This window comes from Streptococcus parasanguinis, assembly GCF_001073155.1.
Lineage (GTDB): Bacteria > Bacillota > Bacilli > Lactobacillales > Streptococcaceae > Streptococcus > Streptococcus parasanguinis_D.
Window position 1 is genome coordinate 1 of sequence record NZ_JVEE01000013.1, and the last position, 14,693, is coordinate 14,693.

General features: G+C 33.8%; 13 protein-coding genes. All 13 read right to left on the reverse strand.

Features of this window, described 5'->3' with window-relative positions; translation table 11 throughout:
• Positions 1-761 (reverse strand): rhamnan synthesis F family protein (locus ADH92_RS00790; RefSeq protein ID WP_049496015.1); only part of this gene is annotated, 761 nt, incomplete at its 3' end.
• The gene (locus ADH92_RS00795; RefSeq protein ID WP_049496018.1) at positions 754-1,962 is read right to left on the reverse strand and encodes a DUF6165 family protein; all 1,209 of its coding nucleotides are present in this window, start codon (positions 1,960-1,962) and stop codon (positions 754-756) included. The genes ADH92_RS00790 and ADH92_RS00795, both read right to left, overlap by 8 nt.
• Positions 1,962-2,771 carry an ABC transporter permease gene (locus ADH92_RS00800; protein ID WP_049496021.1) on the reverse strand — a complete coding sequence of 270 codons (810 nt, stop codon included), beginning with the start codon at positions 2,769-2,771 and terminating at the stop codon, positions 1,962-1,964. Before ADH92_RS00800 ends, ADH92_RS00795 begins: the two co-directional genes overlap by 1 nt.
• Complete coding sequence (locus ADH92_RS00805; RefSeq protein WP_049496024.1) at positions 2,771-3,712, reverse strand: glycosyltransferase family 2 protein; 942 nt, start codon at positions 3,710-3,712, stop codon at positions 2,771-2,773. Before ADH92_RS00805 ends, ADH92_RS00800 begins: the two co-directional genes overlap by 1 nt.
• Complete coding sequence (gene cps2T / locus ADH92_RS00810) at positions 3,709-4,857, reverse strand: beta 1-4 rhamnosyltransferase Cps2T (protein ID WP_049496025.1); 1,149 nt, start codon at positions 4,855-4,857, stop codon at positions 3,709-3,711. Before cps2T ends, ADH92_RS00805 begins: the two co-directional genes overlap by 4 nt.
• A gap of 99 nt (positions 4,858-4,956) precedes the next feature.
• Positions 4,957-6,189: a glycosyltransferase family 4 protein gene (locus tag ADH92_RS00815; RefSeq protein ID WP_049496028.1), complete on the reverse strand. Its 1,233-nt coding sequence runs from the start codon at positions 6,187-6,189 to the stop codon at positions 4,957-4,959.
• 8 nt (positions 6,190-6,197) lie between these two features.
• Positions 6,198-7,499 (reverse strand): DUF2142 domain-containing protein, encoded by a 1,302-nt coding sequence (locus tag ADH92_RS00820; RefSeq protein WP_049496030.1) that lies wholly within the window; start codon positions 7,497-7,499, stop codon positions 6,198-6,200.
• Complete coding sequence (locus ADH92_RS00825; protein WP_049496033.1) at positions 7,486-10,437, reverse strand: rhamnan synthesis F family protein; 2,952 nt, start codon at positions 10,435-10,437, stop codon at positions 7,486-7,488. The genes ADH92_RS00820 and ADH92_RS00825 overlap by 14 nt, the downstream gene beginning before the upstream one ends.
• Positions 10,438-10,621: 184 nt before the next feature.
• Positions 10,622-11,842 carry a hypothetical protein gene (locus ADH92_RS00830; protein WP_049496124.1) on the reverse strand — a complete coding sequence of 407 codons (1,221 nt, stop codon included), beginning with the start codon at positions 11,840-11,842 and terminating at the stop codon, positions 10,622-10,624.
• Positions 11,843-11,870: 28 nt separating this feature from the next.
• Positions 11,871-12,647, reverse strand: coding sequence for a glycosyltransferase family 2 protein (locus ADH92_RS00835; protein WP_049496036.1), 777 nt, complete (start codon positions 12,645-12,647; stop codon positions 11,871-11,873).
• Complete coding sequence (locus tag ADH92_RS00840) at positions 12,637-12,993, reverse strand: DUF2304 domain-containing protein (protein ID WP_024054797.1); 357 nt, start codon at positions 12,991-12,993, stop codon at positions 12,637-12,639. The genes ADH92_RS00835 and ADH92_RS00840 overlap by 11 nt, the downstream gene beginning before the upstream one ends.
• Positions 12,993-13,709 (reverse strand): glycosyltransferase family 2 protein, encoded by a 717-nt coding sequence (locus ADH92_RS00845; protein WP_037599277.1) that lies wholly within the window; start codon positions 13,707-13,709, stop codon positions 12,993-12,995. Before ADH92_RS00845 ends, ADH92_RS00840 begins: the two co-directional genes overlap by 1 nt.
• Positions 13,710-14,678, reverse strand: coding sequence for a glycosyltransferase family 2 protein (locus ADH92_RS00850; RefSeq protein WP_049496045.1), 969 nt, complete (start codon positions 14,676-14,678; stop codon positions 13,710-13,712). It lies immediately after the preceding gene.
• Positions 14,679-14,693: the final 15 nt, after the last annotated feature.

Genomic DNA, 14,693 nt, shown 5'->3' on the forward strand with positions numbered 1-14,693 from the left:
ACACTATTTAAAATTTCAATTGGAAATTCTGTAACTTCTCTTATTTTATTTTTTAACTGATCAGCTTGAAGAGGATGCGCCTGAATTGCTTTAACTTTTAAAACTGGAACGCGATGTTCTAATATTTTAAAAGGTTTATAGTAAGAAAAATCAGGATGAACCATTCCTTCAGACTGTTCGTTCAAAGTATTAAAAACAACTTTATAATTGAAGCCTGATTTTTTTAGTTTAGATGTCAATTTGGTTTCATAGTTATCAATTACTTGTCTAACATTTTCAAAATTTTTTATACTCGTCCAAAATTTTTGAAAAACTTTAGATGATACTACCGCTTGAGAATAAGACACAAAGTAACTTTGCACATGTTCTCGAAAATACTTCGTTCTTTTAAAGTTTGTCATTCCCCAAAAATCACAATCGATAGCTGATTCAAATGAACTAAAATAAGGTTTCAATGACCAAAGAGGACCTATACATGTATCATTCATCAATGTCACAGAATCATACTTTTCCAAATGATCAAAACCAACGTATTTCATTCCATCTCGCCAAGCTGCAAAATCAAATCCGATATTTTCTCTTTGAATAATTTCAAATATTCCAATCATTTTCAATTTTTCTATGTGATTCTGATCTAAATGACTGTTGGATATGAAAATTACTCGAGAAAAAAGTGGTCTTATTTGTTCCAATTGGTAAAGAACATGGCCACTTAGTTCGTCTGATTTATTGTAGTGAATATAAAAAAGAATTCTATTCATTGACAATAGTCTCCCAATTACCGTTTCTCTGTACTAAACCTGTAGCAGAGTCTTTAGCCGATATATCATTATCTGAAATATCAGTCCGATTGATTAAAATCACGGGGGCATTGTCACCTTTAGCAAATGCCAGCATTGTATTAGTATTATCTCTTACAGAAACCTGTAATTTCACTTTTATATCATTTAGGCAAGACAAACTACATGAGTAACGAAATCTTTTGTTACCACATCCCTTAGTCATAACATCCAAGGAATTATCATTATAGATCCAAAGACCTCGATCAATCTCCGTCAGTGAAAATGCAATATAGGTTTGTATGTCTTGATTGACATCATAAGAAATCTCAAACTCTATTGGAGCCTCAGGTTGAGTCATCTTATCTGAAAGCAGTTTTACACTTAAATTGGTGACTGCTTCATGCTCTATTGTTACATCATCATTAGAAACTGTTTGGCTGGCTGCATTATCATAACTATATTGGTTCGCGACTTCATCAGGATCACCAACTACTTTGACAAGACCATTTTCAATTAGTACTGCCTTATTACAATATTTCTTAACCGCATTCATATCATGAGTGACAAGAATAGTAGTTTTTCCTGACTTTTTACGCTCCATAAAGTAATCATTACATTTACGCTGGAAGGCCTCGTCTCCTACTGCAAGGACCTCATCCAAAATCAAGATATCCCCTTGAGCCTTAATGGCAACTGAAAAGGCTAAGCGAACCTGCATCCCTGATGAGTAGTTCTTAAGCTTTTGGTTCATGAATTCATGCAACTCAGCAAAGTCTACGATATCATCGTACATGGCATCAATTTCAGCTGTCGAGAAGCCCAGCATAGCTCCATTCATATAGACATTTTCACGGCCTGTCAGTTCTGGATTAAAGCCCACTCCAAGCTCAATAAAAGACACCAGTTTTCCATCGATGGTGACGGTACCTTTTTCCGGTACATAAATTTCTGAAATAATTTTTAAAAGAGTCGATTTCCCAGAACCATTTCGACCGACAATACCATAAAAATCTCCTTTTTGGACTTCAAAGGAAATATCACGTAGAACTTCTTGCTTTTTATAACCTTTAATTCCTTTAAAACGGTTCACTAGTGTTGTGCGTAAACTTTGAGTTGACTCTGTTGGTAACTTAAAAAATTTACTTACATGGTCTACCTTAACTGCTACATTACTTGACATTATAAAATCTCCGCAAATCGTTTCGAATTTTTATTGAATACAATTAAACCAATCACAAAAATAAATACAGGAATACAATATGGAATACAAGCTATCATTTTATTCTCAAAGATATCCCAACCACGTGGATTGACAGGATCAATAATAAAATGACGCATATCTTGTAATATTTGAGCTATTGGATTCATCATCAACATTTTAGCAACTGCTAAATGATTTCGTTGCAATAAATAGGTAATCGAATAAATAATAGGACTGGCGTACATACCTGCTTGAAGAACAACTTCCCAAACCGGCCCGATATCACGATATTTAACAAATAAGGCCGATAGAATAAAGGCACACCCCATAGCTAAGATTAACATCTCAATAAATAAAGGAATAATTATTAGAGAATGAATACCAAATGAAACATTATTTATAAGAGCAAACACAAATACTACTAAAAGATTAATAGAAAAATTTATTGCGGCTCCCAAAACTGAGGAAACAACAATTGTTTGCTTAGGGAAATTTAATTTGCGTAGCAAATCTCCTCTTGAAACAATTGATAACATACCCATATTCGTTGCCTCTGTAAAAAATGTCCAAAAAATCATGGACAAGAGAAGTCCAACTGCATAATGTGGAGTTCCATCATCAAACCTCAAAAAACGAACAAATACCACATACATGATACTAAACATCATCAAGGGCTTTAAAATCGACCAAAGATAACCGATCGCTGATCCTTGGTAGCGTAATTTAAAGTCTGTTTTAATTAACTCTCGTAATAAAATTCGATTTTTCTGACTAAAAACGTCAAACATTATTTTTTACCTCGATATGCAAACTTTGTCAGAATTAAGCTGGTAAACACAACGGTGTGAAAGGCTCGATTCTTACGGTAACCATACTGACGAATCCGTCTCAAACGTTCTCTTAGTGGAACGTCCATGATGGTCACAAAGTTTTCAATAATTTCTTTATTTTTAGGACTGACTGGCAGATCCAATAAATTTTTTGCTTGTTCTTGACTGGACTCGATGAGATTCCAATATTTAGAAAAAAGAATATGAGGGCGAACCCAGTTTTTAACCCGTTTTCTTAGGGTTCGAGCTCCAAGAACGTTGCTACTGTGCTGACGGTACAACTCTGTCGGTTGATCGATATAGATGAGCTTCCCAAAGGCAGCTGCCAACAATGCTAGGTACCAATCATGCATGAGAAGCGCATGTTGTTCCTGACCTGTCCATAAGTCCGCCAGGGCATGGTTAATCATGGCTACTCCACCAGTTACCGTATTTTCCGTCAATTCTTGAATCAGTTCCGTATTGGCATGATCAGACTGGGTGCGAATCATACTTTCGTGCTGCACATTCAAGTTTTCATCAACCACTTTTAAATCTGTGTAGACCAGCAAAGGCTCCTCTTGAGGATGTTTCTCTGCTTCTTCCACTTGTAGGGCAATCTTTTCAGGAAGCCAGACATCATCTTGGTCACTAAAGCAATAAAGATCAGCCTTTTCATATTTTAACAGTGTGTGAAAACTATTGATGACACCCAGATTTTCGATGGCTCCTTGATTGATAAAGCGAATGCGCTCATCCTGAGCTACCAGCTCTTGAATGATCTCCACCGTACCATCTCTTGACCCATCATCCCGGATCAAGAGTTGCCAGTCTTGATAAGTCTGGTCTTGGATACTTTTGACCTGCTCTTTTAGATACTGCTCACCATTATAGGTGGACAACAAGATATTTACTTTCATGATAAGAATAATTCCTCGTACTCACCTACAATTTTTTCCCAGGTAAAGTTTTGTTTCATATTGGTTTTAGCTAATTGACCCCATTCAGATACATCTTCTAAAGGATCAACCTGGTCAATCAAATGCGCCAAATTCCCAGTTTCTTTGGTCCAATATTGGGCTGTGTCCTTTGCGACTGTTTGGTTAAAGGAAACACCTAGAACCAAATTGAGATCCGTCTGAGCAAGAGCCTCTAGGAGGCCCGGATTGGTTCCTCCCACTTCATGGCCATGAATATAGGCAAAGGCTTCTTTACGAATATACTTCAACAGGTCTTGATCGTAGACCGTTCCTACAAACTTAACACGAGGATCCTGATCAAAGCCCGTTCGAGCTCGAAGCTCTTCAAAATAGGGATTGCCTTCGTGGTTACAAATGATGACCAAATCCCGCTTGGTAGAAGAGGCCATGAATTCACGAATAGCAGTCTCATAATTATTTTCTGGGACAAAGCGACCCAAAATCAAGTAATAGTTTTTCTCTTGTGTCTGCCACTTCTGATAGAGTTCTCTGACCTTCCTATCCTGACTGGTCAGGCTGGTCAGAGACAAGTCCGTCCCATAGGCAATATAGGTCGTCTTGGACCAAGGATAGGCTTCTTTGATATAAGACTCGATTCCTGGGTTGTCAGAAATCACCAAATCCGCATGGCGTGTCATGATTTTTTCAGAATACTTGAGATAAGCTTGGATCGGTTTGGTCCACTTGGCCCGCTTCCACTCCAGTCCATCTGGATTGATATAGAATTGACCACCCATTTTATGTATCTTGCGCGCAAAAGGTGCCACAAAGGCTCCGATTGTATTGCCCAAGACATAAAAAATCGGCTGTTTAATTCCTTGTTTCTTAATAAGCTTCAAGGCGTAGTTGATGGCCATCATATCATAGGCAATGACACGCGCAGGCCCAAGCTTCGGAGCTTTAATCGTAAAACAATCGACACCCTTGTAGTCAAAATGATGATAGGCTTGATCATTAGAAAGGCAAGCAACATGGTACTGGATATCTGGAGATACTTGATGCGAGACCAATTGGTCCACAAAAGTCTCAAAACCACCATATTGAGCCGGAAGTCCACGACTTCCGATAATAAAAACGTGTTGCATAGAGTTCCCTTTCAGATCATTCACAGTCTATTCAATTATACCATTTTAAAGAAAGCTTGTATAACCATTTTGTAGTGACGGTATTTGTCTGCAATCATTCTATAACTTTTTTAATACAAATAATTTTTTAATAAAATTTTTAAATACATCAATTTTAGATGATTTTACACCCTTAATATTTAAAAATTTATCTTTTTCTTTTACATTAATCTCTACATCCTCATTTACATGTTTCAATATACACTTATAAGCATTTTCTAAATTGTATATTGCTGTTATTTTTTCTTTATTTTGTACCATTTCATTTTTCTTCATAGAAAAATTTGTCAATAAATTTAAGATATGTCTTGATAAATCAGGTATATCGCCCAAGCAGTACATTTCTCCTTGTATAAAGAGGTCTTTAACAGATCTATATCCCTTGTTATTCGATACAATTGTTGGAATGCTATTTATTAGTGCTTCAATATATACCATTCCAAACGTTTCTATTTTTGACGTAAATACACATATATCTTTATCGGTTAAAAATTCCCAAGGTTTTTCAAGAAAACCTATGAAATGAACATTTTGAATGCTATTATTTTTTACATAATCTTTACATCTTTTTGCATATTCTTCATCTTCTGCACCAATAAATATCAATGGAATATTTGAAATATTTAAATTGTGAAAAGCTTTGATTAATTCCAACTGATTTTTATTTTCAGTTATTCTTCCAATCTGAATAATCCTATGAGAATTAGAGGTTTTTAAATTTGTACCACTTATTTCAGAGTATGGTATAAAACTTAAAATATTCTTATCAGTTAATAATTGTGATAATTCCTTTTGCAAAGAACCAGACACAGCAAAAATTTGATCAGAATAATATTCAATAAATCCAAGTTTTTCTTTATAATAACCAAATTCTCCCTCAGGGAATTCATGAATTAGCCAAAAATGACGAATATTTTCTTCAGCTGCAGCCAAAGCTCCTTGGAAGACATTAGCTGTGTTACTAATAACTAAATCAACTTTATTCTGATTCAAAATATCTCGAATTCTTTTAATATTATCCTCGTAACTTTTTACTCGCTGATAATGTGTCCCAGGTAATCCACCTGGAGCTTCTTCCCACCACCACTTAACTGCTGGAATACCAATAGCTTGAATTCCAGCTTTCTTCATCTGCTCCAAATAATTTTTTTGAACTGGTACACGATAATCAGGGAAAACGTTTAAGACTCGAAAGCCTTTACTAACTAAAAATTTCATTAAATTAAAAATTGAAATTTCGGCGCCATTATCCATTGTTCCAGTAGGTGAAATAAATAAAATTGTTTTAGTCATCGCAACTCCTAAAATACCCAATAAAATGGAATTAATAAGTAAAGAGAAATCAGATAATTGAATAATAAGGTAACTACAGTAATAGTTAGCAACTTATGCTGTTTAATTTTAAGGTTACCTAAATTTGCAATTATGGGCAAAAATAAGATGAGAAATGGAGTGAAATATCTCCCCTGGCTTCCAACAGAAATATTCGCCCCATTTCCTAACACTATAGGTGTCCATTGTAGATACATGACCGTTACAGTTGCAAGCACTTGTATTGGAAACAATAATGAAGAGACAGTTGCAAAATCTTTAGTGAAGAAATATTCTTCGCTTGATAAAAACACAAGAAATAATATGCAAATATTTACAAAAATAAGCCATAATGGAAGCTGAATAGTGAAATTCCCAAAATAACCAAACATACCTATTGTCAAAATAGTATTTAGGTCACCGTTCATATGTTGTTTTAATAATGTATTCGACAACACCCGAATGTAGTGGATTACTCCACCGTTATCTCTCATTAAATAATATAGAACAGCGAAGATTGCAAGTAATAAAACTAAATAAAACATATACTTAAATTTTGAAATAGTCTGTTTAATTACTCTTAAGGGCGTATTTAAAAAACTAAAGACACCTTCAAAATTTAATGGTATAAACGGAATAAGACATAGTAATAAAAAGTTATTTGGTTTAGTAGCTAAAAGCAATAACGATATAGGTACTAATAAAAATCCATCTTTATTTGAAAAAGTCTTTTTGTATGCTAAATTCGTTATAAAACCAATTGCTAGCATGATTTCTAAATAATTCATTACATCATAAGATAAAGAAGATGCTTGTTGAACCATTATTGGTTGTAACGAAATAAAGAATAGAGCTAGTTTACCATATTTAAAATATTTAATTAAACAAAAGACACCTATAATATAAGCTAAGGCATTAAAAATTCTGCCCATATAGATTATCATGCCTACTGTTGGCTTTATCAAACTTCCCAATGTCATACCAACCAACTGAGGAAGAAAGGAAAGAGATTTAAGGTTTAGAGTGACTTGATACGGTTCTTTTTCCATATCAAGTTTTTTATTAAGAACCTTTTCATAGTCAGTAGGGTTTACATGAGCATCACTCGAAATCTCGTTCATCCATTTAAAGGACTGTAGAGTTGGTTTGTGGACAGTTTCCCAAGTCATACGCGCGTGGTTTGTTTCGTCTGGCACACGATTAATTGGAAATACTAACATAAATGAAAAAATAAAAATCGTTGCTAAGATGAAAAATAAATTTTCAACTTTTATTTGTTTAATTTTGTTCAAAATAAGTCACCATTTCATCTTTCTTGCTTAAGGTACAATTTTCAAGGACTGCTCGGTAAGCTGATTCTGCTATGTTTTGTCTTAATTCTGGAGATAAAACTAAAGCTTCTAGCTTGTCAAACCACTGATCATCAGTAGCTAACAGACCTGTTTCACCATCAATAACCATATCCGAGAAAGCTCCTATCTTGCTTGCTACTGTTGGTACTTTCACTAAAGCAGCTTCAATCCACTTAATCTCAGATTTGGCACGATTAAAGATAGAATCCACAAGCGGTGCTAGGTTAATATCAACCTCACTAATCAAGGCAGGCAATTTATCCCAGTCCACATAATCGTGAGTTACAATTTGATTTTCAAAGGGCTTCATATCCTGAGGGATATCGAGAATCCCGACAATATGTAATTGGACATTGCTATATTTTGTAAGCAGTTGCTTAATAGCTGGTTTAATCAATTCAAAATTCTCATTATGACTAATTGAACCAGAGAAATAACCAATCTTAACAATATCAGATGTTTGAGAGTAATCTTTGATATATTGACTACTAATAGCGATTAAGTCATCAGAAGCCAAGTTGCGATTAAGTAAAACCTTACTTTGGTACTTATACAACTCCTCCTGCAATTGGTTAGTCGAAGTAATGGCACCATCACAGTTTTCTAGCATATAGCCATAATTTCGAACACCTGCATCATAGTTTCCTTTTTCAACCGAATTCAACCCTTGCGTATAACTCAATTGATCTGTATAAACCGTATCAAAGACTAAATCATCAATATCATAAAAAATCGGTTTACCATAATCTTGAGCCATATGACATAAGCGCAGTAGTTCAGGCGAGATTGGAGAACGATAGATAATAATATGACTAGCATTTTGGGCCATTGACAATTGAAAATCTGATAAGTTAGTAACCATAACTTCAAAGCCATGCTTACGTAATTGCTCTGCCTTATTCAAGACACGGTAACGAGTACACTGAGGAATGATATTTTCAACTCCATCAATCAATAAAATATATTGTTCTCGAGGAACAGCCTTGAATTTATTGATAATATCTTCCAAGATTGACACTGGGTAATCTGTCTTCTCAGCAACATACTCTAGCAAATCCGGAACTTCTGACTCACGCTCAAGACCTTGCCACAAGAATTGATCCTCATCATAATTTTTCAAAGCTGTGTATTTGACCAAAGGGCTACCTGCTTTAAGCATCCTCAACGGGTGAATATACATTGCAGAATCTTCGTATTCTTGCACCACAGCATCGAAACGATAACCTAAATCAGAAAAATACTTGGTAAAACGTGTCTCATGTCGACCAATAGCCTTTTCGCGAGAATCTGTGTCTGTCAAATGTGTCCAATATTCATAAAAAGCATCATCATTTAACATGAGCTTTTCAATAACTAGAAAATACGACTGAAGATGCTTAGGAATGTAGCCATAAGGATTCTCTTTAGTAACATCCTCTTGCTCTTCTCCAAAGGAAATTCCCCAGAAATCTAGTTGCTTATCAGCCATTTCATGGAATACTTGAGACAAATCTCTCATCGGACCAATATTAGTATCATTCACCAAGAAGAGCTGGTCATAATCTTTAAGCTTATCTTTACCAAAGGCAAAGATTCCTTCTCTAAAGGCTGCTGTATCATATCCCTTATTGTTACGGGTCAAAACTTGTCCATAAGGTTCAAGTTTATTGACATCCTCAACATGAAGCTGACCGTTTACAATAACAATGACATCATCCATTAACGGAGATAAGGCCTGTAAAAATCGTAATTTGTATTCTTGCAACCGATTTTCAGATTCGAAAATGACATAGACTAGTGCTCTTTTACCAGTAAATGACAGAGCAGACCGTTGACTATTTCTAAGACGACGTAACCGACGAACCTTAAGTGGGGTCACATGACGACGTAATCTAACAATTTTATCCTTTGTAGCATTTAAATAAGACTTAATTTTTCGTGGATTTTTTAATAAAACCTTCGTGATTTTAATAGGTTTAATCAGAGAATTCCCTATACGATACGAAAGAGAACTTCGAATCAGTTGTATCTCTTTACGAGCCTCTTTCAATTCTACTACTTGCGTTTGACTCTTACGATGAAGTTGTTTCTGCTTTCTTTGTAATTCTTTTACATATTCAGAAACATCATTATGGTGACTTATTAAACTTTCTAAACGATCTTCTAAAGTCATGAGATTATCACAAACTGCTTTATAAACCTCATGAGGAAGTTTATCCAAATACTTCTCAAGGATCTCAAGATATATTTCATAATGATATTTGACTGAATTACGTAAAGAAATAGATCCTGTTTCAAAAACACGATAGTTAAGTTTAGTATTTGTTTGATATACTGCTTTAGCTCCATTATTAAGAATGAGATTTAATAAAAAGTCATAATCTTCAAGCTTTTTACGATTCAACTTCTCATCATAACGAGCATTCCCAATAATACTTCTACGAATCAAAGAACAGTTATCAATGAAACTAGCATTTAGAAAGGCAGTTAAGTCAAATTTACGACTTTTAAGATAGAACTCCTCTTTTTCAGGATTAAAAAGATCACAATATGCAATATCAGCATTTGTTTCAATCAATTTGCTATACAACTGCTCAATATAATCCATATCCAGGTAGTTATCGCTATCTACAAACAGCAAATAGTCTCCTTTGGTTAGACCAAGCCCCATATTCCGATTCTTTACAACACCTAGATTTTCATGAGATTCAAAGCTTGTTTCAAAAGGCGAATCATTTAAAACGTTTTGAATAATCTGATTAGAACCATCTGTAGATCCATCATCCAAAATGATTAATTCGATATTTCGATAAGTCTGATTAAAAATACTTCGCAAGCACTGCTCAATATACTTTTCATGATTATAAGAGGTCACAACCACCGATATTAAATTTTTCATTGTTTCCATCCATTTTGTTCAACAAAACATCAATTAGTATACAATATCTACTAACATTCCCATGTTTCAAAGATTACTTTCTACACAATCTTCGAAAGTGTATTCAAGTTAATTATACTATATTTTAAAGCAAAAAGAAAAAGTCATCTGACTACTAACAAAAAAAGCAGATCGATTCTGCTTTTCAAACACCAATACTAGTCTGTTTAAAATAAGAATAAACTTCATTTAAGAGCTCACAAGTAATCACAAATATACTAATCATTACTGGAAGGTACGTTCTTGTCCCAGAGGCATAGAGGGTAGGAGAGAAAGATATAATTAAACGCGCCAAAATTCCAATAACAAAAAGATAACTTAACCATAATTTATTTGTAGAGTTTGTAACACTCCAAATGATATATGTCAGCATAAAAAATAATAAAATATTATAGATGAGTACTCCAAAATTGGCAATGTTTACTTTAAAAGTTCCACTTTCTCGAACAATCTTACTTAGTCCTGATAAGGTAAATAAAGGATTTCTCCATTCTAACTTCTGGCTTAGTATAGATAAAAATATAAATACCGAAAAAGAAAGGGATAAAAAATTTTTTTTATAAACAGATAATACAATTAAAATTATTAGAAGCAAAAATACAAATGAGAAGGATACAGACAATAAACCATCTGCTGTCTCAAGTATACCTAAAGATAATTTTTGGAAAATATTTAAACGCGTATAATTTGGAAACCAAGTTGCAACTTCCTTTGTAAATCGAACAGCATTACCCGGTGAAATTTTAGCTGAAAGGATACCCATAAATGAAAGAAATAAATATAAGAAATTTCTATACCTAAAAACTTTATTTTTCCAATCATGAAACAATTCGAAAATAATCCACAAAAAAGCATATGCTGCTAACTGTTCATTCATAATTGAAAATATGAAGCTAAAAAATGAAATAAATCGAACAGCTAAATTATCTGAATAACGGTAATATAAAGAAAAGAAAAGAAAAGACGCTGGAAAAATATAATTAGTATATGTTGGTATTGAACCTGCACTTAAAAATTCGCTTGCTGGCAGACTAAAAAAGATTATTAACGCAGGTAACAATGGTAAGCTAGGAATCAGTTTTTTACTAGGTATAAGTAGAAAATAACTAGCAATCACCGTCACTACTAAAAAAATCTTTTCATGAACTGAAAATAATAATGTTGCAGATTCAATTAATAACCTACTGCTCCATGTAAAATAACGATGAAGACCAAATGTAAAATATTGGTGATGAAATTCCTTTGCATATTTTAAAAAGGCAGTTTGATCTCCTACTGGAGTAATTTTATTATTAATGTAATACTGTAATCCATATAAAACAGCCATGACTAAAATATAAATATAATATTTTCTGTTACTTTTCATTTTTCTAACGTTTACCAATATTCCCATTCTAATTATTCGTCTTCTGACTCTTCACATATTGTCTCATCAACAACTTGGCCATCCATTTAGGCCAGAAGAGTTCATACATGTATAGATCTTCTTTACTACGCGTATTATCTGCAATGGTTTTTGATGTTTCAGACTCTTCATGGATACGGTGGCACATGAGCTTGTCAGATACATAAGCGAAACGACCTTTATACTCGCTGATCTTATACCATGCGTACCAATCCAAACTCACTCTCATCCCTTCATCAAAATAGAAATTCTTCAAATTTTCACGATTATAGGTAACAGCTGGACAACAAATAGGATTTCCAAAAGCCATCACACGGTTTCGCCAAAAGTGACTAGCAGGAAAAAGATTCATAATTTTTAACATCAAGGTTTTGATCTTCAGATTTGTATTCGCAGGAATTTTATTACCGTCTTTTTCTTCAAAATAATCAGAATAGCCAATTAACACATCCGAATGCTTTTCCATCTTAGCCAAAACTTTCTCAGCATATTCCGGCTCATAATAATCATCCTGATGAGCGATGGTAGCATATTTCGTCTCTACGAAAGACATGGCATTGTTCCAATCTTTCCCAATTCCTCCACCTTGCTTGGTATAAAATGGAATAGCATAACGCTGACAAAGTTCCTTGATCGAATCCATCGGTGTTGAACTATAACAGATAATCTGTGATTGGAGAGTTTGTTTCTTCAAGGATTGAATACTAGCTTCCAAGTATTCGCTCTCACCATAAGCACAGATCACCCAAGTATGATTACTGTTCATCATTCTCCTCTTTCGTTTCTACTTGACTTTTTAAAATAGATAATTCTTGAACTAAATGCTTTATCTGTTCTTTTTGTTTTGACAAAGTCATGGTTTGCAAAAATCCAATGACCAACAGGAAAAAAATAGTAAGAGACAATAGAAAATTGGAGGTCAATTCAAATCCAAGTAATTTAGCAAAGTATCCAGGAATAGAATCAAACACTGAAATTACAATCATGACAAGACTAATAACAATCCACATGAATGCCTGTTCAAATAAGATATTATTTTTGTTGATATTTCTAATGACTAAATAAAGGAAAAAGATTGAAGCTACCAACATAACTATAGATAATACTGACATTATTCACTCTCCCTCATAAAGGCTGCGATTAAAATGGATGAACATACTTCAATCATATAACGAATAGACTTGATAGGAGTGATGGAGGACACTCCGCCAGTACGTTCAAACATATTAGCAGGTTTTTCCACAACCTTATATTTACGTTTCAAAATGTGAACAATTGTTTCAGGCTCTGGATACTTGATTGGGTAACGTCTAGCAAATTGTTTGATCACAACTTTGTCAGCTAATCGATATCCCGAAGTTGTATCTAAGACCCTTTGACCTGTTGTCCACTTAATCAAGTTAGAAATAACTCCTATACCAAAGCGTCTCATAAAAGTTGTCTGAAATTCCGACTTAACATCACCAACAAAACGAGATCCAATAACTAAGTCTGCTTCGTTTTTTCTAATTGGTTCTAGCAAATCTGACAAGGATTCGATATCATGCTGGCCATCACCGTCAAATTGAACTGCTACATCATAATCATGCGCTAGTGCATATTTGTATCCTGTTTGAACCGCACCACCAATTCCAAGATTCATCACGAGATGAACAGCATTAAAATGGTTCTCGTCAAGAATTTGTTTTGTCATATCTGTTGATCCATCATTGATAACCACATAGTCCAAATCAAAATCAACCTTCTTGCGGTAATTCAAGATACTCGTTACCGTATCGAAAATACTTTCCTCCTCATTGTAGGCAGGAATTATCATTAATACTCTCAACTACTTCTCCTTTCCTTTACAGTAAAATCTCGAAAACAGTGAAACTAATCTTAAACGTTCTAAAGTTCTAAAAGCCATTACAGAAATAATAGTTTGAATTCTTTCTCCATTTATCTCGGATGATAATGGTGTTAAATTTGAATCAATATTTTCTTTAGAAACCCATTGTTTAATTTTTCTATATTGATCCATAAATGACGAGCTTGAAGCGGCTCTTCCAGAAAAGAGTAAGTACCAAATGTAATATCGTTTAATAAAATAGCGAATATATTTTGAATCTCCAGCAACTTGAAGCAAGTGACTCAGGAAATACACAATATCTATATTCGGATTAAAGCCTCTTTGAGATGTGTTTGAGATACTCTTCTCGTTAAAAAACCAATTATAGCCATTATAATCAATTATTTTAATTTTTTCTGTTAGATTGTAAGCAGTCAAAGTAAAGATAACATCTTCACCTATTGGATAATCAAAGAACTGGATATTATTATCTGTTAAAAACGAAGTTCGATAAATACGTGCCCAAGGTGCAACGACTATATACTTAGACCATTCAGATTGTGTTAATTCTTGCTTAAAAAGTGTCTTCATTTCCTGATTAACACGCTTATAACCACCAAGAACAATATCAAGTTGTTCTTGATCTATTTCACTATAAAAACGCTCTAAATAATCTGAATCAACAAAATCGTCATTATCGATAAATACAATGTACTTTCCATTAGCAAGTTGTATACCCTTATTTCTGGTTTTAGCAACTCCCTCGTTTTCTTTATCAATTACACGGATAAAATCATTATCAGCTGCATACTTTTTAATAACTTCTAAACTATTATCAGTAGAGCCATCATTTATAAGAATAATTTCAAAATCTGTAAATGACTGATTCAGAAGAGAATCTATACATTGTTTAATTCCCTCTTGTGCATTATACACAGGAATTATGACTGAAACGGTTGGATTAGACATATTATACTTTCTATC